The sequence below is a fragment of the Streptomyces sp. NPDC030814 genome (assembly GCF_055572155.1).
Genome location: NZ_JBVIDX010000005.1, coordinates 195144 through 215248 on the forward strand (window position 1 = coordinate 195144; position 20105 = coordinate 215248).

Below are 20105 nucleotides of genomic sequence, written 5' to 3' on the forward strand. Positions count from 1 at the left end.
GCCCTCACCCTCTGGACGCGCCCATATCGCATTATTTCCTCCCTGATGTGTCGCCGATTCGGGTAGGGAGTGGCCGTGCCACCGACGATCGCGTGTGTCGTGCCGTGTCACAACGAGGAGGCGGCCGTCGGAAAGGTGGTGCGCGACCTGAGAGCCGCGCTGCCGGAGGCGGACATCTATGTGTACGACAACGCCTCGACCGACCGCACCGTGGAGGTCGCCCGTGAGGCGGGCGCGATCGTCCGGGAGGAACGACGCAAGGGAAAGGGCAACGTCATCCGGCGTGCCTTCGCCGACGTCGACGCCGACGCCCTGCTCATCATCGACGGTGACGACACCTACGACGCGTCCCGGGCGCGCGACCTGGTGGACCTGCTCTTCGAGGGTCCGTACGACCAGGTCGTCGGGGCACGCCGGGAGACGGCCGACGCCGCCTACCGGGCGGGGCACGCGTTCGGCAACAGACTGCTCACGGGCGTCGTGCGGTTCCTGTTCGGCAACGACGTGACCGACATGCTGAGCGGCTACCGCGTCTTCTCACGACGCTTCGTGAAGTCCTTCCCGGCGCTCGCCCGCCAGTTCGAGACCGAGACCGAGATGACCATCCACGCGCTCCATCTCCGTCTCCCCACGGCCGAGGTGACGGTGGACTACCGGGTCAGACCCGCCGGGAGTGAGAGCAAGTTGCGTACCTTCCGGGACGGCTGGCGCATCCTGCGGGTCATCCTCGATCTGGCCCGGCGCGAGCGGCCCTCACTCGTCCACACCGTGGTCGCGGGGCTGCTGGCCCTCGTCTCGGTCGTCCTCGGCATTCCCGTCGTCGCCGACTTCGTCCGCACGGGCACGGTTCCGCGCCTGCCCACCGCGATCCTCGCCGCGGCGGTCATGACGATCGCGGCGCTCGTCCTGCTCGTCGGATACATCCTCGAGTCGCTCATGCACATGCGTCAGGAACAGTCCCGGCTCGTGCACCTCGCGTATGCGGCGCCGGCCCGCTCCCCGCGCTACACCACACACCATGTCGGCACCGGTCGGGTAAGCGTCCGGAACGTCCCAGGCGGCCCCTGACCCGCCTCGGGCCGACGGCGCCCGTGCCCCGACGGGCCGGGCGCCGGCCGGCACGTCGGTGGGCGGCCCCGCGCCCACCGACCACAACCACCGATCGCTCAGGTCAGGTCGAACTCGCCCTCCCTCGCCTCCGATACGAAGGCGCCCCACTCGGCGGGGGTGAAGATCAGCGAAGGGCTCTCGGGGCGGCGGCTGTTGCGCATGGCGATGAAACCCTCGACGAAGGCGATCTGGACGTCTCCCCGCCCTCGGCTGCTGGACCGCCAGTCCGCGTTGCTCAGGTCCAGCTCCGCCGGCTTGTGCCAGCCGTCGAGCGATCGCTGCTGCTCCATGGTGCTCTCGGCCACGTCCGTGCTCCTCCCGGTTCGTCGTCCGCCCGCCAGACTAGCGATCGGTCCCCGCCGCGGACAGGCCACGTGAGGGCGAGGTTCAGGAGGTGGGCGGCTCGGCGCCGACCAGCCACATCGCGAAGAACTGCGATCCGCCGCCGTAGGCATGCCCGAGGACTCTGCGGGCGCCGTCGACCTGGTGTTCTCCGGCGAGGCCCCGTACCTGGAGCGCCGCCTCGGCGAAGCGGATCATCCCGGAGGCCCCGATGGGGTTGGTGGACAGCACCCCGCCGGACATGTCGACGGGGAGGTCCCCGTCCAGTTCGGTGACGCCCGACTCGGTGAGCTTCCAGCCCTCCCCCTCCGCGGCGAAGCCGAGGTTCTCCAGCCACATCGGCTCGTACCAGGAGAACGGCACATACATCTCCACCGCGTCGATCTCCCGGCGCGGATCGGAGATGCCCGCCTGCCGGTACACGTCGGCCGCGCAGTCGCGGCCCGCGCGCGGCGACACGCAGTCCTTGCCCGCGAACAGCGTCGGCTCGCTGCGCATCGCCCCGCCGTGCATCCACGCGGCGGGCCTGGGCGCGCGGGCGGCCCCGGCCCGGTCGGTGAGGACCATCGCACAGGCCCCGTCGGAGGACGGGCAGGTCTCCGAGTAGCGGATCGGGTCCCACAGCATGGGTGAGGCCTGGACCTTCTCCAGCGTGATGTCGTGCTCGTGGAGGTGGGCGTAAGGGTTCTTCAGGGCGTTGCGGCGGTTCTTGTACGCGACGAGGGAGCCGACGGTGTCGGGGGCGCCGCTGCGCCGCATGTAGGCGCGGACGTGCGGGGCGAAGAAGCCGCCCGCTCCGGCCAGCAGCGGCTGCTGGAAGGGGATCGGCAGCGACAGGCCCCACATGGCGTTGGACTCGGACTGCTTCTCGAACGCCAGCGTGAGGACGGTGCCGTGGACGCGGGCGGCGACCAGGCTCGCGGCGACCAGCGCGGTCGATCCGCCGACGGAGCCCGCCGTGTGCACCCGCATCATGGGTTTGCCGACCGCGCCGAGCGCGTCGGCGAGGTACAGCTCGGGCATCATCACGCCCTCGAAGAAGTCGGGCGCCTTGCCGATGACGACGGCCTCGATGTCGGCCCACGTCAACTCGGCGTCGTCGAGGGCTCGTCGCGCGGCCTCGCGGACGAGCCCGGCGATCGACACGTCCCGCCGGGCCGCGACGTGCTTGGTCTGGCCGACGCCTATGACGGCCACGGGCTCCTTGCTCATCGGGGATCCCCTTCGAGTACGGCGACCAGATTCTGTTGCAGACAGGGCCCGGAGGTGGCGTGCGCGAGGGCGCGGTCGGACTCGCCGCGGTGGATACGGGCGGCTGCCTCGCCGATGCGGATCAGCCCGGCGGCCATCACGGGGTTCGCGGCGAGGGCGCCGCCCGACGGGTTGACGCGCACCTTGTCGTCGAGCCGCAGCACCTCGCGCAGGATGACCTCCTGGGAGCTGAACGGGGCGTGCAGCTCGGCGGTGTCCACGGGATGTTCGAAGGCTCCGGCGCGCTCGGCGGCGAGGCGGGTCGAGGGCGAGTCGGTGAGGTCGCGGACGCCGATGCCGTGGGCCTCGATGCGGTGGTCGATGCCCCGGATCCACGCGGGCCGCTCGCACAGGTCCCGGGCGCGCTCCCCCGCGGCGAGGATCACGGCGGCGGCCCCGTCGCCGATGGGCGGGCAGTCGCCGGTGCGCAGCGGCCGGACGAGGTACTCACCCTGCGGCACCGGACCCCGCAGCTGGGCGTGGGAATTGGATTCGGCGTCCGCGCGGCTGCGGGCCCCGACCGCCGCGAGGGCCGGCTCGTCGGTGCGGCCCGCATCGATGAGCGCCTGGGCCTGGAGGGCGGCGAGGGCGACGGAGTCGGGCCACAGGGGGGCCATGTAGTACGGGTCGAGCTGCCGGGTGAGTACGTCGCGCACCGAGCCGGGCGAGGACTTTCCGTAGGAGTAGACGAGCGCGGTGTCGGCGTCGCCCGTCTGGAGTTTCACCCATGCCTCGTACAGCGCCCAGGCGCCGTCCATCTCGACGTGTGACTCGGAGATCGGCGGCCATGCGCCGACGCCGTCGAGGGCGAGGGTGAAGGAGAAGGCCCGGCCGGCGAGGTAGTCGCTGGATCCGGAGCAGGTGAAGCCGATGTCGGCGGTCTTCAGCCCGGTCCGTTCCAGCACCTCGTGCAGCACGGGCATGAGCATCTCCACCTCGGAGGACTCGTCGCTGGTGCGGCGGTGGTCGGTCTGCGCGAAGGCGACGACGGCGATCTCCCGGTTCACAGCAGCTCCTTGTACGTGTCGTACGCGGCGTCCGGCTCGCCGGTGGGCCGGTAGTGGTCGGGGTAGCGGGCGCCCTCCGTCCACACGGGTTCGACGCGCAGCCCCATCCGCACCTGGTCGTAGGGGATGCCGGCGATCCGGCCGTGCAGGGCGAGGTCGGCGCCGTCCAGGGCGATGTGGGCGTAGACGTAGGGGACTTCGATGTCCAGGTTCTTCGCCTTGATGTTGACGATGCAGAAGGTGGTGACCGTGCCGCCCGGACCGACCTCGACCTGTTCGGCCGTGGCCACGCCGCAGGTGGGGCAGGCGCCCCTCGGCGGCACGTACACCTTGCGGCAGGACGGGCAGCGCTCGCCGACCGTGCGGCGCTCGGCGAGGGCGTGGATGTAGCCGGTGGAGGCGCGACCGGGCGAGTAGGTGTAGTCGAGGCGGGCAGGGGCCACGATCCCGGTCACCGCGTCGGTGAACTCGCCGCTGTGGCCCGCCGGTTCGGCCCGCTCCCCGTCGTAGGGCTCGAAGCAGGCGATGTCGGTGACGGCGCCGGAGCGTTCCCCGGCCCAGCGGACCCGGACGCGCATCCCGGTGCGCACGGCGTCGGGGCCGGGGGCGTCGAGGGCGTGCAGGAGGGCGGTGTCGGCGCCGTCGAGCCGCACGAGGACCCAGGCGAACGGCGTGGTCAGGGGCTGCCCGCGTCGTGGGGCGTGGTTCCAGGCCCAGGTGGTGACGGTGCCGGTGGGTGCGACCTCGACGAGTTCGCGGATCTCCTCGGCGGTGACGGGGTCGTACTCGACGGGCGGGACGAGGGTCCGGCCGTCGCCGGTGCGCACTCCGAGGATCACGCGTTCGCGCAGCCCGGTGAGGAAGGCGCTCTGCACGGGCCCGAGGGATCGGGTGAAGGGGAACTCGACGGTCAGGGGTGCCTTGAGGACTGCGGACATCGGCGGGGTTGCTCCTTCGGAAGAGGGCGACGCGAGAAGGGCGCGAGGCTGAGCCACCATGCGGCTCCACCGCGGGGGGTGCGAGCGGCCGAAGACGACCGCGGCCGGGAGCCGTCCCCGGTGGAGCGCTTACGCCCGCTTGTAGACGGGGGGCCGTTTCTCGGCGAAGGCGCGAGCGCCTTCCTTCGCGTCGTCCGTGTCGAAGATCGGCCAGCCCCGCTTGAGCTCCGCCGCCAGTCCGTCCGTCTCGTTCATCTCCGCCGTCTCGTACACGGACGCCTTGACGGCCTCGACGGCGAGCGGACCGCACGCGTTGATCCGCTCGGCGATCTCCAGGGCCTTCGCCAGGGCGTCGCCGTCCGGCACGACATGCCCGATCAGCCCGATTCCGGCGGCCTCGCGGGCGGTGTAGGGGCGGCCGGTGAGCAGCATCTCCAGCGCGTGGGTGCGGGGGATCTGCCGCTGAAGGCGGACCGTGGAACCGCCGATCGGGAAGAGGCCGCGTCGTACCTCGAAGAGGCCGAAGGTGGCCGACTCCCCCGCGACACGGATGTCGGTGCCCTGGAGGATCTCGGTGCCGCCCGCGACGCAGTGGCCCTCGACGGCGGCGATCACGGGTTTGCGGGGACGGTGGTGGCGGAGCATCGCCTTCCAGTGGAGGTCGGGGTCGGCCTTGAGCCGGTCCCGGTACTGCCGGCCCTCCATGCCCTTGCCGGCGAGGGCCTTGAGGTCCATTCCGGCGCAGAAGGAGCCGCCGGAGCCGGTGAGGACGATCGAGCGGACCTCGTCGTCCGCGTCGGCGGCCACCCAGCCGTCGTACAGGCCGACCAGCATCGGCAGCGAGAGCGCGTTCCTGGCCTCCGGCCGGTTGAGCGTGAGCACCAGTGTGGCGCCTTCGCGCCGCACGGTGAGGTGTTCCGTGCCACCCATCGCTTCCTCCCGTCGGGCAGGGCGAGAACAGGTTCCGTCTGCGGAACGAGAACAGGTTGCAGGAGGCGCGGAGCCAGTACAAGAGTTTTCTGACACTCAGTCAGATTTCTTCTGCGTGAGCCCTTCACAGTCACGGCCCCCTTTGCTCTGATGACCGGCAACCGACGGATGGCAGCCACCCGCGAGGCGCGCCCGGGGTCAGGAGGAGCACGGTGGAGTACAACCTTGCCGACCTGTTCGAGTCGGTCGTCGACGTCGTCCCGGACCGGGCGGCGCTCGCGTATCTCGACATCCCCGGTACGGGTACGGACCGGCGGCTCACCTACGCGGAGCTGGACGCGGCGGCGAACCGTATCGGTCACCATCTGCTGGACAGCGGACTGAGGCCCGGTGAGCATGTGGGTCTGCACCTGTACAACGGCGTCGAGTACCTCCAGACCGCGTTGGGCTGCCTCAAGGCACGGCTCGTGCCGGTCAACGTCAACTATCGTTACGTGGAAGAGGAGTTGGTGTACCTCTACCGGGACGCGGATCTGGCGGGCCTGGTGTTCGACGCGGAGTTCACCGGGCGCGTGGCGAAGGCCGTGCCGCGGACGGAGAAGCTGCGGCATCTGGTGCGGGTGGGGACCCCGGCGCCGGACGCGCCCGACCTGCCCGTGGTGGACTTCACCGACGCCGAGGCCTCCGGGTCCGCCGGGCGGGGCTTCCCGGCCCGCTCGGGCGACGACCTGTTCATCATCTACACCGGCGGCACGACGGGCATGCCCAAGGGGGTGATGTGGCGTCAGGAGGACCTGTTCTTCTCCGGGCTGGGCGGGGGTGCGCCGACCGGTGAGCCGGTGAAGGCGCCGGAGGAACTGGCCGAGCGCGTCGCGGCCGGCGGTGACGGCATCACCTTCTTCCCGACCGCCCCGCTGATGCACGGCACGTCCACGCTCACGGCGTTCATCGGGTTCAACTTCGGCCAACGGGTGGTGATCCACCGTAAGTTCGTGCCGGAGGAGGTGCTGCGGACGATCGAGCGGGAGAAGGTCACCAGTGTGTCGCTGGTGGGCGACGCGATGCTTCGCCCGCTGATCGACGCGTTGAACGGCCCGATGAAGGACACCGACCGCTCGTCGCTGTTCAGTGTGTCGTCGTCCGGCGCGATCATGTCGGAGACCGTGCGGCGGCAGTTCCAGGCCCTGGTGCCGAACGTGATGCTGCTCAACAACTTCGGTTCGTCCGAGTCCGGATTCAACGGCACGGCGACGGACGACGCCGGTGCGGGCGACGGCTTCAGGATCCGCGTCCACGCCCGCACCCAGGTCGTGGACCCCGCCACGTACGAACCCGTCCCGGTCGGCGTGCCGGGCAGGGTCGCCCAGCGCGGCCATGTCCCCCTCGGTTACTACAACGACCCGAGGAAAACCGCCGAGACCTTCTTCGAGAAGGACGGCGAACGCTGGGTGCTGCTGGGCGACATGGCGACGGTCGACGAGGAGGGCGTGGTCACCGTCCTCGGCCGGGGGTCGCAGTGCATCAACACCGGCGGCGAGAAGGTGTACCCGGAGGAGGTCGAGCAGGCACTCAAGGCCCATCCCGACGTGTACGACGCACTGGTCGCCGGGGTGCCGGACGCCCGCTGGGGCAACCATGTGGCGGCAGTCGTCCAACTGCGCGAGGGCGCGGCCCGCCCGACCCTGGAGGACATCCAGACCCACTGCCGCACCCGTCTCGCCGGGTACAAGATCCCACGCCAGCTCGTCCTCACCGAAACCATCCAGCGCTCCCCCAGCGGCAAGGCGGACTACCGGTGGGCGCGGTCGGTGGCGGTGTCGGCGGACGGCTGAGAGCCCGGGGCTTCGCCGGGCGGGGCGGTCGCGGCTACTCCGAGGGCCTGTCGTCCGGCTCAGGCCACGGCCCTTCGAACGCGGGACCGCAGTCGTCCGGCAGGTGGGCGACGACGAGCGCGGCGGCCTCCTCCGCGGTGGCCGTCTCGCCCAGCAGCCCGGCATACCCGGCGGCGTACACCGAGTAGGTCGTCAGACCCCCGACGACGAAGGGCAGGCCGCCGCTGAAGGGGAAGTCGGTGTTGCGCTGGAAGGACAGGGCTCCGTGACCGGGATACGGGAACAGCTGACGGAGCCTCGGCTCGGCGAACGCCGCCTCGATCATCTCGGAGCAGCCCCAGCGCGCCTCGGGGTGGCGCTCCCGCAGCATGCGCCACGTGCGCTCCACCACCGACTCGTCACCGGCGAGGAAGGTCGTGACACGGCGTACGAACCACTCCGGGTCGTCGAGCCAGGGGAAGTGCCCGGCGCCGGGCTGGATCGAGTACTCCCCCTCGGGGAAGAGTCCGGCCGCCTCGCGGACGAGCTCCGGGGTCGGGCCGGTGTCCAGTGCGCCGCCGAGGCAGAAGACGGGAGCGGTCAGCGCGGCGAGCGCCGCTCGGGTGGCCTCGGGGTCGTACGCGCCGGCGGAGCCGTAGACGTCGGCGGCGTCCTCGTTGGCCTGTGTCACCTCGGCGGCCATGTGTGCCTGGGCGGCGGCGTCCCAGCGGCCGTAGAAGAAGGGCATCATCTCGTCGTCGAAGGGGCCGCGTCCGGTCCAGGCGGCCTCAAAGTGCGGGTAGGCCTCGGCGAACCATGGTTCGTCCTCGCGGACGCGGGCCGCCGAGAGCCGGTCCTCGACGGTCACCGGCAGGCCCACCGCCCAGGGGGTGGCGGTGATCAGGGCCAGTCGGGAGACCCTTTGCGGATGGCGGGCCGCGTACAGCATGGCGAGGTTGCCGCCGGCCGAGTGGGCGAGGACGTCCATGCGGTCCAGGCCGAGGTGCGCGCGCAGGGCCTCCACGTCGTCCACCTGCCGGTCGCACCGGTAGGTCGCCGGGTCCGCGGGGACCGCCGAGTCGCCCGTGCCGCGCAGGTCCAGCAGGACCAGGCGGCGGTGGGCGGCGAGTCCGCCCAGGTCGCCGAGGTAGGCGGAGGCGCGCATGGGACCGCCGGGGAGGACGATCAGCGGGTCGCCCTCTCCGCGCAGGTGGTAGGCGAGTTCGGTTCCGTCGGGTGCGGTGAAGCGAGGCATGGAGCCGATCTTGCGGGCCGGGGGCCGTGCGGCGCAACGGAGTTGAGGGACGACAGCCGAAGTCGGGCTCAGGTCTGCGCGTACCGGTCCCGGAGTTCCCGCTTGAGGATCTTGCCGCTCGCGTTGCGCGGCAGCTCATCCACGAAGAGCACCTTCTTCGGCGCCTTGAAGTGCGGGAGCTTCTCCCGTGCATGGGCGACGAGTTCGGCCTCCGTGACCTCGCCGCGCGGGACGACGACCGCGGTGACGGCCTCGATCCAGTGGTCGTCGGGCAGGCCCACGACGGCGACCTCGGCGACCCGGTCATGGGTGTAGAGGGCGTCCTCGACCTGGCGGGAGGCGATGAGGACACCGCCGGAGTTGATGACGTCCTTGACGCGGTCGACGATGGTGAAGAACCCGTCGGCGTCGCGCACCGCGAGGTCGCCGGAGTGGAACCAGCCGTCGCGGAACGCCTCGGCGGTCTCCTCGGGCTTGTCCCAGTAGCCCTCGCACAGCTGCGGGGACTGGTAGACGATCTCACCGGGGGTGCCGTCGGGCACGTCCGCGCCCTCCTCGTCGACGACCCTGGCCTCGACGAACATGACGGGGCGTCCGCAGGAATCCATGCGGCCCTTGTGCTCGTAGGGGCCGAGGACCATGGCGAGGGGGCCGATCTCGCTCTGGCCGAAGCAGTTGTGGAAGGCGAGCTTCGGCAGTCGCTCCTTGAGCCGCTCCAGGACGGGCACCGGCATGATCGACGCCCCGTAGTACGCCTTGCGGAGCCCGCTCAGGTCGCGGGTGTCGAAGTCGGGGCGGTTGGACAGCGCGATCCACACGGTGGGCGGGGCGAAGAGGCTGTCCGCGTCGCCCGACTCGACGAGGTCGAGGATCCGGTCGCCGTCGGGTGCGTCGAGGATCGTGTTGGTGGCGCCGACGGCGAGATACGGCACCAGGAAGACATGCATCTGCGCCGAGTGGTAGAGCGGCAGGGAGTGCACGGGCCGGTCCCCGGCGGAGAGGTCGAGGGCGGTGATGGCGCTGAGGTACTCGTGGACCAGTGCGCGGTGCGTCATCATCGCGCCCTTGGGCAGGGCCGTGGTGCCGGAGGTGTAGAGCAGCTGCACGAGGTCCTCGGCCCTCGGCTCGTCGCCGTCGTACGGCTCGGTGGCGGCGAGCCGGGCGAGGAGTGAGTCGTCCGCGTCGCGCAGCGGGAGGGTGCGCGCCCCTTCGGGGAGGTTCCCGGCGAGGCCGGGGTCGGTGAGGACGAGGGTGCTGCCGGACTGGCCGAGGAGGTACGACAGGTCGTCGCCGGTGAGGTGCTGGTTGACCGGGACATGGACGAGGCCGGCCCGGGCGGAGGCCAGGAACGCGATCAGGTAGGCGTCCGAGTTGTGGCCGTAGGCGGCGACCCGGTCGCCGGGCCGGAGTCCGGTGTCGCGCAGGGCGCGTGCGGCACGCGAGACGGCGTCGTCCAGCTCGGCGTACGTCCAGGAGCGGTCGCCGTAGCGGATCGCGACGCGTGCCGGGGTCCGCCGGGCGCTGCGCCGCAGCACCCCGTCGACCGTCACATTGCGTCCAGCCGTCATGATCCGCCCCTTCGTCCACCGGTTACCGGCGTGATCCTCGTTCGGCCGCGCGAGCAGGGTCAAGCGTGCCGCGCACATGGCCGGAATCCGGTGCGCATGGCGTGAAACGGCTCAACTTCGCCGCCTGATGCACGAGTCAACCAGGGTGAAGATCAACGCACATATGGACTACGTACGAACACAGTGACAGGCTCAACCGCCCTTTCCCTCCGTCACGTCGGGAGGCACCATTGCGCACCCGTCTGAGACAGCTCGTCGTCTCGGCCGTCGCCCTGCTCACCGCCTCGGCCGCCTTACCCTCGGCCACCGCCGCGGACGGCGACCGCGGCGGCGGACAACACCCGTCCCACGGTGGGCTGTCCGCCGTGATCCGCTACACGGAGTACGGCATTCCGCACATCGTCGCCGAGGACTACGCGGACCTCGGCTTCGGCACCGGTTGGGCGCAGGCCGCCGACCAGGTGTGTGTCCTCGCCGACGGCTTCGTGACCGTGCGCGGTGAGCGGTCGCGTTTCTTCGGGCCGGACACCGCGCCCGACTTCTCGCTCTCCTCGGCGTCGAAGAACCTCACGAGTGATCTGTACTTCCGGGGCGTCCGGGACACCGGCTTCGTGAAGCGGCTGCTGGAGCGGCCCGCGCCGCTCGGCCCGAGCCGCGAGGTGAAGGAACTGATGCGCGGCTGGGCGGCCGGGTACAACGCCTGGCTGAGGAAGAACCGGATCACCGACCCCGCGTGCAAGGGCGCCGCCTGGGTGCGGCCGGTGAGCACACTCGACGTGTTCTCCCGCGCGTACGCCCTGGCCGTCCTCGGCGGCGAGGGGCGGTTCGTGGACGCCATCGCCACCGCCCAGCCGCCCGCCCCCGGAGCGGCTCCGAAGGCCGCGGCGCCGGACGCGAAGGCCGCCGCACGGGCCGCGGGCGAGCTGTTCTCCACCGGCGACGCCGACATGGGCTCCAACGCGGTCGCCTTCCGCGGCGACACCACGGCGAACGGACGCGGTCTGCTGCTGGGCAACCCGCACTACCCGTGGGCCGGGGGCCGCCGCTTCTGGCAGGCGCAGCAGACGATCCCCGGCGAGCTGAACGTCTCCGGCGGTTCGCTGCTCGGCTCGCCGATCGCCCAGATCGGGTTCAACGCGAAGGTGGCGTGGAGCCACACGGTCGCCACCGGCACCCCCATGAACCTGCACCAGCTGACCCTGGATCCGGCCGACCCGACGACGTACCTGGTCGACGGCAAGACGGAACGGATGACGAAGCGGAGCGTCACCGTCACCGTGAAGGACGGCGAGCCGGTCACCCGCACCCAGTGGTGGACCCGGTACGGACCCGTCGTCACCTCACTGGGCAGTGACCTCTCGCTGCCGTGGACGGCCGGCACGGCGTACGCGCTGGCCGACCCGAACACGACGAACCTGCGGTTCGCCGACACCTCCCTCGGTTTCGCCAAGGCACGCGGAACGGCCGACGTCCTGAAGGCCCTCGGCCGGCACCAGGGGCTGCCCTGGGTGAACACCGTGGCTGCCGACTCCGCCGGGCACACCCTGTTCACCCAGTCCCAGGTGCTGCCCCGGATCACCGACGAGCTGGTGGCACGCTGCTCGACGCCGCTGGGCCGGGCCACGTACCCGGCCGCAGGTGTCGCCGTCCTCGACGGCGCGCGTGGCGACTGCGCGCCCGGCAGCGACCCCGACGCCCTGCAGCCGGGAGTCTTCGGGCCGGCGAGGATGCCGACGCTGAAGGACGCCCCGTACGCGGAGAACTCCAACGACAGCGCGTGGCTGGCCAACGCGGACCGGCCGCTCACCGGGTACGAGCGGGTCTTCGGCAACGTCGGCACCCAGCGGTCGATGCGGACGCGCGGCGCGGTCGAGGACGTCTCTGCGATGGCCGCCAAGGGCGGGCTGACCGTACGGGACCTGCAGCGGCAGCAGTTCGCGAACCGGGTGCCCGCGGCCGATCTCGCCGCCGACGACGTGGCGCGGGCGTGCGCCGCGCTGCCGGGCGGCACGGCGACGGGCGGTGACGGTACGGCCGTCGACGTGTCCGAGGCATGCCGTGTGCTCGCGGCGTGGGACCGGACCGTGAACACCGGCAGCCGGGGCGCGCTGCTCTATGACCGGTTCTGGCGCAAGCTGACCCGCGCCGTGCCGAACGCGCAGCTGTGGAAGGTGCCGTTCTCGGCGGCCGACCCGGTGAAGACGCCGAACACGCTGAACACGGCCGCGCCCGGCTTCGCCACGGCGCTCGCGGACACGGTCACGGAGCTGCGGGCCGCGGGCATCGCGCTCGACGCGAAGCTCGGGGACCACCAGTTCGTCGTCCATGGGGACCGGCGCATCCCGGTGCACGGGGGCACGGAGTCGCTGGGCATCTGGAACAAGGTCGAGTCGCCGTGGAACGCCGCCGCCGGCGGCTACACGGAGGTCTCGTCGGGTTCCAGCCACATCCAGGCGGTCGGCTGGGACGGCGGCCACTGCCCGGTGGCCCGCACCCTGCTGACCTACTCGCAGTCCTCGAACCCGAACTCGCCGCACTACCGCGATCAGACACGGTTGTTCTCCGACCGGAAGTGGGTGACGTCCCGCTTCTGTGAGAAGGACATCCGGTCCTCGCCGAAGCTCAAGGTGGTGCGCGTGAGCCAATGATCCGGGGAGGTGTGGTGCCGTCCCGATGCGGGGCGGCACCATGCCTTTGGCATATAACCACTTCCCCGTGAGGAGGCCGTCCGGTGGCGCAGGACTCGTTACGCCCGGAGACCGACGCTCTCAGCAAGATCGACACGACGGTGCCGCACTCGGCCCGGGTCTGGAACTACTGGCTCGGCGGCAAGGACAACTACCCCGTCGACCACGAGGCGGGCGACGCGTTCCGCGCGGTGTTCCCCGGCATCACCGATCTGGCCCGCGACTCCCGTGCCTTCCTCGGCCGGGCGGTGCGCTTCCTCGCCGGTGAGGCGGGGGTACGGCAGTTCCTCGACATCGGCACGGGGCTGCCGACGGCGGACAACACCCATCAGATAGCCCAGCGGGTGGCGCCCGAGGCGCGGATCGTCTACGTGGACAACGACCCGCTGGTCCTGACCCATGCGCGGGCGCTGCTCACGAGTACGCCCGAGGGCGCGACCGACTACGTGGACGCCGATCTGCACGACCCCGAGGCCGTGCTGCGCGAGGCGGCGAGGACGCTCGACCTCACGCAGCCGGTCGCGCTGACGCTGATGCAGGTCAGCGGGCACATCGCGGACTACAACCTGGCCCGCGCCATCGTCGGCGCCCTGCTGGACGCCCTGCCCTCCGGCAGCTGGTTCGCCTTCAACGACAGTGTGGACACGAACAAGGCCAACGCCGAGGCCACCCGGCAGTACAACGAGAGCGGAGCGGTCCCCTACTACCTGCGTGGCCCGGAGGAACTCGCCGGGTTCTTCGCGGGTTTGGAGCTGCTGGAGCCGGGTGTCGTCCCGCTGAACGACTGGCGCCCCGATCCGGCACAGGATCCACGCGGATCCGGCGAGGTGATCGCGCTCGGCGGGGTGGCGCGCAAGCCGTGACGCTCACACGGTCCGCTCCCGCCCCTCCCAGTACGGTTCGCGCAGCCTCCGCTTGTAGAGCTTGCCGTTGGGGTCGCGGGGCATCGCGTGGGTGAAGTCGACGCTCTTCGGCCGCTTGTAGGTGGCGAGTTCGCGGGCGCAGTGGGCGAGGATCTCCTCGGCGAGGGCGGGCCCCGGCGTGAAGCCGGGGGCCGGTTCGACGACGGCCTTGACCTCCTCGCCCCAGTCGTCGTGCGGGATGCCGAAGGCGGCCGCGTCGGCGACGGCGGGGTGGGTGAGGAGGGCGGCCTCGATCTCGGCGGGGTAGATGTTGACGCCGCCGGAGATGATGAGGTCGATCTTGCGGTCGCGGAGGAAGAGGTAGCCGTCCTCGTCGAGGAGGCCGAGGTCGCCGACGGTGAAGAAGTCGCCGATGCGGTTCTTCCGCGTCTTGCCCTCGTCCTTGTGGTACGAGAACCCGCCGGTGCTCATCTTCATGTAGACGGTGCCGAGTTCGCCGGGGGGCAGCCGGTTGCCGTCGTCGTCGAAGATCGCGAGCTCGCTGATGGGCCAGGCCTTGCCGACCGTGCCGGGCTTCTTCAGCCAGTCCTCGGCGGAGGCGAAGGCACCCCCGCCCTCGCTGGCCGCGTAGTACTCCTCGACGCTGTGCCCCCACCACTCGATCATGGCCCGCTTCACATGGTCCGGGCAGGGGGCGGCGCCGTGGATGGCGTGCCGCATCGACGACACGTCGTAGCGGGCGCGCACCTCCACCGGGAGCGCGAGGAGGCGGTGGAACTGGGTGGGGACCATGTGGGTGTGGGTGCAGCGGTGGGTGTCGATGGCGCGCAGCATGCCCTCGGGGGTCCACTTGTCCATCACCACCAGCCGGTGCCCGATGTGCAGGGACGCACCCGCGAACTGCAGGACGGCCGTGTGATACAGCGGCGAGCACACGAGGTGCACATTGCCGTCGAACGGCCTGATGCCGAAGATGCCGAGGAATCCGCCGAGATACGACTCCTCGGGGAGCTTTCCGGGCAGCGGGCGGCGGATGCCGCGGGGGCGGCCCGTGGTGCCCGAGGTGTAGTTCATGACCCAGCCGAGCGTGCGGCTCTCGGGCGGTGACGCGGGCTGTTGGTCGAGGAGTTCGGCGTACGGGCGGAAGCCCGTCGGCGTGCCGACCGCGTACCGGTGGCTCGGCGGCAGCCCGGCCTCGTCGGCGGCGTGGCGCGCGGCCTCGGCGAACCGTTCGTGGGCTATGAGCACCTTGGCGCCCGAGTCGGACACGATCCAGGCGATCTCGGGACCCACGAGGTGGTGGTTGACGGGGACGAGGTAGAACCCGGCCTGGCTGGCAGCGAGGTAGGCGGTGAGGAACTCGACGCCGTTGGGCAGGACGACGGCGAAGGCGTCTCCGCGTTCGAGGCCGGCCGCGCGCAGTCCGTGCACCAGCCGGTTGGCGGCGCCGTGCAGGCGTCCGGCGGTCCACTCCTCGCCGTCGGGGGCGACGAGCACCGTGCGGTCGGGGTCGGCGGTCGCCTGGGCCCAGAAACCTTGCGGGGCCTGCCCGGCGGCGGCTCGCCCTTGGGGGGCTCGGCTCACTGCTGCGCGCTCCTTCCGGCGATCCGGTTGACGCGGTCCACGGCCTTCTCGAACCCTCGGGTGAGGTCGTCGAAAACGGCCTGGACACTGCGCTCGCTGGTCATGCGGCCGACGATCTGGCCGACCGGGGTGCCGAGCAGCGGCTCCACCTCGTACTTCTGGATGCGGGAGACCGCGTCGGCGACGAGCAGCCCTTGCAGGGGCATGGGGAGGGCGCCGGGGCCCCGCGGGTCGTCCCAGGCGTCGGTCCATTCGGTACGGAGCTGGCGTGCGGGTTTGCCGGTGAGGGCGCGGGAGCGGACGGTGTCGCCGGAGCCCGCGGCGAGGAGCTTCTCGATCAGTCGCGGCGAGGGCAGTTCGGCCTCGGTGGTGGTGAGCCACAGCGAGCCCAGCCACACGCCCTGCGCGCCGAGCGCGAATGCGGCGGCGATCTGCTGCCCGCTGCCGATGCCGCCGGCCGCGAGCACGGGCAACGGGGCGACGGCGTCCACGACTTCGGGAGTGAGGACCATGGAGGCGATCTCACCGGTGTGGCCGCCGGCCTCGTAGCCCTGGGCCACGACGATGTCGATTCCGGCGTCGGCGTGCTTGCGGGCGTGCCGGGCGCTGCCGGCCAGTGCGGCGACCAGCACGTCCTGCTCGTGGGCGCGGTCGATGACGTCGGCGGGCGGCGAGCCGAGGGCGTTGGCGAGCAGTCTGATCGGGTAGTCGAAGGCGACGTCGAGCTGGGTGCGGGCGACCTGTTCCATCCAGCCGGTGATGCGCCAGCCGGACGCCTCGCCCTCGGCGAGTTCCGGGACGCCGTACTTGGTGAGGGTGTCCTGGACGAACTGGCGGTGCCCTTCCGGGATCATCGCCTCGACGTCCGCCTCGGTGACGCCGTCCACCTTCTTGGCCGGCATGACGACGTCCAGCCCGTACGGCTTGCCGTCGACGTGGGACTCGATCCAGTCGAGGTCGCGCTTGAGGTCGTCGGGGGCCGTGTAGCGGACCGCGCCGAGCACGCCGAAGCCGCCGGCCCGGCTGATGGCGGCGGCGACGGCGGGGAACGGCGTGAAGCCGAAGACGGCGTACTCGACTCCGAGTTTTCTGCTCAGCTCCGTCTGCATGGTGCGCAGGATGCCGCAGTCCCCGGGACTAGGGAAGGGTTTTTCTGATGCCCCGTCAGTTTTTGGCGACTGGCTGCGTGCGTCGTCCGGCTCGAAGGCGACACCGCGTTCGGATCGAGGCGGGGTCGGAAGGGATGCCAGGGCCTGCATCGTCGGAGCGGAGATGGCCACGCCCCGGCCGACGGGGCGACCGGGGACAGTCCCGGTCCGGGGCGGGGCTACTCCAAGTGGAGGCGACGAGTGGTGGAAGCCCGTAACCGGAAGCAGGCTGACGTACGCGCCCTGCCCGGTCATGCGGCGGGGCGCAGCCATGCCAACCGTCCCCCGACCGGAACGGCCAGGGATGTCAGAGAGACAACACCACAGGGCGGGGCACGACATCGGTCCCGGACGCTCTCCCGCCTTCTCCGTGACCGGGACGCCCGTAAGGCGCCGGGCTCGGCGCATCCATGCACGTCTCAGCCGGAGGGCGCCGGCGAAGGCGGCGCTCCTCGCCGCATGTCTGGGGGTCCTCGGTGCGGTCGGGACCGCGCCGAGCAGCGCCCAGTCGCCGCCCGCCGGCGGGCCGCCGCCGGGGCATCCGGGCCGGTTCGTGCCGGGCCCCTGCCCGCGGACGCCCGAGCCGGTTCCCGGGCGGTGCGGCTTCCTGCAGGTCCCCGAGAACCGCGAGCGCCCCACGGGGCGGACCGTCCGACTGGCCGTCGCCATCATCCCGGCAGCGTCGAGGACGCCGGCCGCGGACCCCGTGGTGTTCATGGAAGGGGGTCCCGGCGGAGACGCCTTCGGAGCCATCCCCTTCCTGATCGGCTCCGGCGTGAACCGCGACCGCGATCTGATCGTCGTGGCCCAGCGCGGCACCCTCCACTCACAGCCGAACCTCGCCTGCCCGGAGGTGGACCGGTTCAACGCGACCGCCGTGGGCCTGCCCTACGACGCGCCGTCCACCGGACGAGGACTGGTACGCGCGGCGAAAAAGTGCCGGGACCGCCTGACCGCCGAGGGAAACGACCTCACGGCCTACAACACCACGGAGAACGCCGCGGACTTCGCCGCCCTCCGCAGGGCCCTGGGCGTCAAGAAGTGGAATGTCTACGGCTACTCGTACGGGACCGACCTCGGCCTCACCTATCTGCGCCGACACCCCCGGGGCGTCCGCTCGCTGGCGATCGACTCGGTCGTGCCGCCCCAGATCGCGAGCCTGCCGTGGGCCTGGGACAGCGCCCAGGAGGGGATCGACGCGATCTTCGCGGCGTGTGAGGCCCAGCCCGCCTGCACGTCCCGGTACCCGGACCTCTCCCGCACGCTCACGGAGCAGGTCCGCAGGCTGGAGGCGAACCCCCTGCGGCTGACCGTACCGCCGCCCGGTGGCGGAACCCCGGTGAAGGTCGTCCTCGACGGGGGCGCGCTGGTGAACCTGCTGGTCGCCAACGGCCGGCTGGTCCCGGCCGTCGACGTACCGGCGGCGCTCCACGAACTCGCCGACGGCAATCCAAAGCGCCTCGCGCGGGCCCAGGCCGCAGGCGCGACGCCTGCCATCGGCGAGTTCGCCCACGGGCTGACGCACTCGGTGGCCTGCGCCGAGTGGGCCCCGGGCTTCTCCAAACGCGACGTGCTGAGGGCGGGGCGCCGGGCCTTTCCCGGGTGGCCGGACTCAGTGCTGGCCCATGCGCCGCAGTTGCCCTTCGAGCACGACCTGTGCCGCGTCTGGAACGTCCCGGACCGCACCGCGGTCCAGCGGGTGGCCACCCGCAGCGAGCTGCCCGCGCTCGTCATCACCGGAACCTTCGACGCGAAGACCGGGGCGAAGTGGGGGCCGTTCGCCGGCCGTACGCTGCCCCGCTCGACCGCCGTGGTGATTCCCGGGATCGCCCACTGGGTGGTGCCGCAGGAGCCCTGCGCCGCGTCGGTCCTGCTCTCGTTCCTGGCGCGGCCGACCGCGCCCGACACCGGCTGCGTGCCGGGAGTCGAACCCAAGCCGTTCACCATCGTCCCCTGACCGGAGTACGCACGATGTCCCCTGGTACGACCCCCGGCCGGCGCCCCGCGCGACGGCTCCCGGCAACGCTGGCCGCAGCCACGGCCGGCGCCCTCCTCGTCGGCCTCGCCGCGATGCCCGGACATGCGAAGTCCGGCACTGACGGCCCGATCGGCACAGTCCCCCGGAAGGTGGGCGACGCCCGCTTCGAACCGGGCCCCTGCCCCAGGACGGCAGAACCGATCCCCGATCTCGCGCGCGCCCGCTGCGGCACGCTCACCGTGCCCGAGGATCGTTCCACGGCCAAGAAGCCCAACAGGCCCAGGGGCCATGACGGACGCGCGATCGCCCTCGCTGTCGCGGTCATGCCCGCGAAGAGCAGCAACCCCGCGCCCGACCCGATCGTGTGGCTCGCCGGCGGCCCCGGCGACGACGCGGTCTCCGAGATCCCGATGGCGCTCGCCGGCAACCTGAACCGCGACCGCGACGTGATCTTCATGTCCCAGCGCGGCTCCTACTCGGCCGACCCGGAGCTCACCTGTCCCAACATCGACCGGTTCAACGCCCGCGCCCTCAGCCTGGTCTCCAACGCGCCGTCGACCGGGCGCCGGCACGTCAAGGCGACCCGGGCCTGCCGCGACCGCGTGGACTCCAAGGGCGCCGACCGCAGCACCTACAACGACATCGAAAGCGCGGCCGACTACAACGCCCTGCGCAGGACGCTGGGGGTCAGGAAGTGGAACGTCTTCGGGATCTCCTACGGCACCCACCTGGCGCTCACCTACATGCGGCTGCACCCGAAGGGCATCCGCTCGGTCGGCATCGACGGCGTCCTGCCGCCGTCCATCGCCGGTGGAGCTGTCACCTGGAAGGCCGCACGAGAGGGGTTCGACGGCTTGTTCAAGGCCTGCGCGGAGCAACCCGCCTGCAACACCCGCTACCCGAAGCTGAAAGCCACCTTCCTCCGCCTCGTCAGTGAGCTGGAGGCCGACCCGGTCACCACCACCGTCACGGTCCCGGTCCACCCGAAGCCGGTGAAGGTCGTACTGGACGGGGGCAACCTGGTCACCTGGCTGACCTCGGCCACCCATGTGGCGGCCGGGGTGCCGCGTTCCATCGACGAACTGGCCCACGGCAACCCGCAGCGGATCGCCGAGCAGCTCGCGGGCGGCAAGTACAGCCCGCAGGCCATCGGAAGGGTCGCCCACGGGCTGGTCCACGGCATCTTCTGCAGCCAGTGGACCCCGTACGAGAGCCGGGCCGACGTCATTCGGGGCGGACGCCGCGCGTTCCCGTCGTTCCCGCGATCGATGCTGGCCAACGCCCCGCAGCTCCCCTGGCTCCACGACGACTGCCGTGCCTGGGGCGTGCCCCCCGCGCCTCCGTCGGTCCGGGGCGTGACCCGAAGCGACATCCCCACGCTGGTCCTCTCCGGCGGATTCGACGCCCAGACGGCGCCGAGCAACGGGGCCTACGTCGCCCGTACGCTGCGTCGCTCCGCCGTCGTCACGGTCCCCTACGTCGCCCACGTGGTCTTCGCCGACTCACGATGCGCGCAGACGATCGCCACGTCGTTCTTCGCCCGTCCGACCGCACCGGACACCGGTTGCCTGGCGGGACTCCGGCCGCCGCGGTTCGAGATCGCACCGTAGGGCGCCTGCCGGCCCGGGTTCTG

Annotated in this window: 15 protein-coding genes and 1 pseudogene; 6 read left to right on the forward strand and 10 right to left on the reverse strand. The window is 71.6% G+C overall.

All coding sequences use genetic code 11. The features are described 5' to 3' along the window. The first annotated feature begins 69 nt into the window (after window positions 1-69). Window positions 70-1068: a glycosyltransferase family 2 protein gene (locus tag ACZ43N_RS13430; RefSeq protein WP_468097320.1), complete on the forward strand. Its 999-nt coding sequence runs from the start codon at window positions 70-72 to the stop codon at window positions 1066-1068. Window positions 1069-1166: 98 nt separating this feature from the next. On the opposite strand, the gene ACZ43N_RS13435 is transcribed toward ACZ43N_RS13430, so the two are convergent. From ACZ43N_RS13435 to ACZ43N_RS13455, 5 genes are all read right to left on the reverse strand, one after another. After that, a complete protein-coding gene (locus tag ACZ43N_RS13435; protein WP_468097322.1) occupies window positions 1167-1415 on the reverse strand; it encodes a DUF397 domain-containing protein in 249 nt (82 codons plus the stop codon). Between the two features lie 82 nt (window positions 1416-1497). Beyond that, window positions 1498-2664 (reverse strand): thiolase domain-containing protein, encoded by a 1167-nt coding sequence (locus tag ACZ43N_RS13440; RefSeq protein ID WP_468097324.1) that lies wholly within the window; start codon window positions 2662-2664, stop codon window positions 1498-1500. Continuing rightward, window positions 2661-3710, reverse strand: coding sequence for a thiolase domain-containing protein (locus ACZ43N_RS13445; RefSeq protein WP_468097326.1), 1050 nt, complete (start codon window positions 3708-3710; stop codon window positions 2661-2663). The genes ACZ43N_RS13440 and ACZ43N_RS13445 overlap by 4 nt, the downstream gene beginning before the upstream one ends. Further along, a complete protein-coding gene (locus ACZ43N_RS13450) occupies window positions 3707-4648 on the reverse strand; it encodes a Zn-ribbon domain-containing OB-fold protein (RefSeq protein ID WP_468097328.1) in 942 nt (313 codons plus the stop codon). The genes ACZ43N_RS13445 and ACZ43N_RS13450 overlap by 4 nt, the downstream gene beginning before the upstream one ends. Window positions 4649-4777: 129 nt before the next feature. Next, window positions 4778-5578, reverse strand: coding sequence for a crotonase/enoyl-CoA hydratase family protein (locus ACZ43N_RS13455; RefSeq protein ID WP_468097329.1), 801 nt, complete (start codon window positions 5576-5578; stop codon window positions 4778-4780). Between the two features lie 212 nt (window positions 5579-5790). Here ACZ43N_RS13455 and ACZ43N_RS13460 point away from each other — a divergent pair, with 212 nt between their 5' ends. Next, the gene (locus ACZ43N_RS13460; RefSeq protein WP_468097331.1) at window positions 5791-7410 is read left to right on the forward strand and encodes an acyl-CoA synthetase; all 1620 of its coding nucleotides are present in this window, start codon (window positions 5791-5793) and stop codon (window positions 7408-7410) included. A gap of 34 nt (window positions 7411-7444) precedes the next feature. On the opposite strand, the gene ACZ43N_RS13465 is transcribed toward ACZ43N_RS13460, so the two are convergent. The 3 genes and pseudogenes from ACZ43N_RS13465 to ACZ43N_RS13475 form a co-directional block, all read right to left on the reverse strand. Continuing rightward, a complete protein-coding gene (locus tag ACZ43N_RS13465; RefSeq protein WP_468097680.1) occupies window positions 7445-7801 on the reverse strand; it encodes a DUF6193 family natural product biosynthesis protein in 357 nt (118 codons plus the stop codon). Window positions 7802-7810: 9 nt separating this feature from the next. Then, window positions 7811-8644: pseudogene (locus tag ACZ43N_RS13470) on the reverse strand (alpha/beta fold hydrolase); the annotation flags it as partial. A gap of 68 nt (window positions 8645-8712) precedes the next feature. After that, the gene (locus tag ACZ43N_RS13475) at window positions 8713-10212 is read right to left on the reverse strand and encodes an acyl-CoA synthetase (RefSeq protein WP_468097333.1); all 1500 of its coding nucleotides are present in this window, start codon (window positions 10210-10212) and stop codon (window positions 8713-8715) included. A gap of 230 nt (window positions 10213-10442) precedes the next feature. On the opposite strand from ACZ43N_RS13475, the gene ACZ43N_RS13480 reads away from it, so the two are divergent. Beyond that, entirely contained in the window at window positions 10443-12860 is a 2418-nt protein-coding gene (locus tag ACZ43N_RS13480) for a penicillin acylase family protein (protein ID WP_468097335.1), read from the forward strand. Window positions 12861-12943: 83 nt separating this feature from the next. Further along, the gene (locus ACZ43N_RS13485; protein ID WP_468097336.1) at window positions 12944-13762 is read left to right on the forward strand and encodes an SAM-dependent methyltransferase; all 819 of its coding nucleotides are present in this window, start codon (window positions 12944-12946) and stop codon (window positions 13760-13762) included. A 3-nt stretch (window positions 13763-13765) separates the two neighbouring features. Here the strand turns inward: ACZ43N_RS13485 and ACZ43N_RS13490 are convergent, their stop codons facing one another. After that, window positions 13766-15346, reverse strand: coding sequence for an acyl-CoA synthetase (locus tag ACZ43N_RS13490; protein WP_468097338.1), 1581 nt, complete (start codon window positions 15344-15346; stop codon window positions 13766-13768). Beyond that, window positions 15343-16455: an NAD(P)H-dependent flavin oxidoreductase gene (locus ACZ43N_RS13495; protein ID WP_468097340.1), complete on the reverse strand. Its 1113-nt coding sequence runs from the start codon at window positions 16453-16455 to the stop codon at window positions 15343-15345. The genes ACZ43N_RS13490 and ACZ43N_RS13495 overlap by 4 nt, the downstream gene beginning before the upstream one ends. 754 nt (window positions 16456-17209) lie before the next feature. Here ACZ43N_RS13495 and ACZ43N_RS13500 point away from each other — a divergent pair. Then, entirely contained in the window at window positions 17210-18451 is a 1242-nt protein-coding gene (locus tag ACZ43N_RS13500) for an alpha/beta fold hydrolase (RefSeq protein ID WP_468097342.1), read from the forward strand. A gap of 14 nt (window positions 18452-18465) precedes the next feature. Then, window positions 18466-20082 (forward strand): alpha/beta fold hydrolase, encoded by a 1617-nt coding sequence (locus tag ACZ43N_RS13505; RefSeq protein WP_468097344.1) that lies wholly within the window; start codon window positions 18466-18468, stop codon window positions 20080-20082. Window positions 20083-20105: the final 23 nt, after the last annotated feature.

Bases quoted from the DNA above. Each gene is read 5' to 3' on its own strand.
- ACZ43N_RS13475 (WP_468097333.1), bottom strand. From the start codon at position 10,212: ATGACGGCTGGACGCAATGTGACGGTCGACGGGGTGCTGCGGCGCAGC.
- ACZ43N_RS13505 (WP_468097344.1), top strand. From the start codon at position 18,466: ATGTCCCCTGGTACGACCCCCGGCCGGCGCCCCGCGCGACGGCTCCCG.
- ACZ43N_RS13455 (WP_468097329.1), bottom strand. From the start codon at position 5,578: ATGGGTGGCACGGAACACCTCACCGTGCGGCGCGAAGGCGCCACACTG.
- ACZ43N_RS13440 (WP_468097324.1), bottom strand. From the start codon at position 2,664: ATGAGCAAGGAGCCCGTGGCCGTCATAGGCGTCGGCCAGACCAAGCAC.
- ACZ43N_RS13450 (WP_468097328.1), bottom strand. From the start codon at position 4,648: ATGTCCGCAGTCCTCAAGGCACCCCTGACCGTCGAGTTCCCCTTCACC.
- ACZ43N_RS13495 (WP_468097340.1), bottom strand. From the start codon at position 16,455: ATGCAGACGGAGCTGAGCAGAAAACTCGGAGTCGAGTACGCCGTCTTC.
- ACZ43N_RS13500 (WP_468097342.1), top strand. From the start codon at position 17,210: ATGGAAGGGGGTCCCGGCGGAGACGCCTTCGGAGCCATCCCCTTCCTG.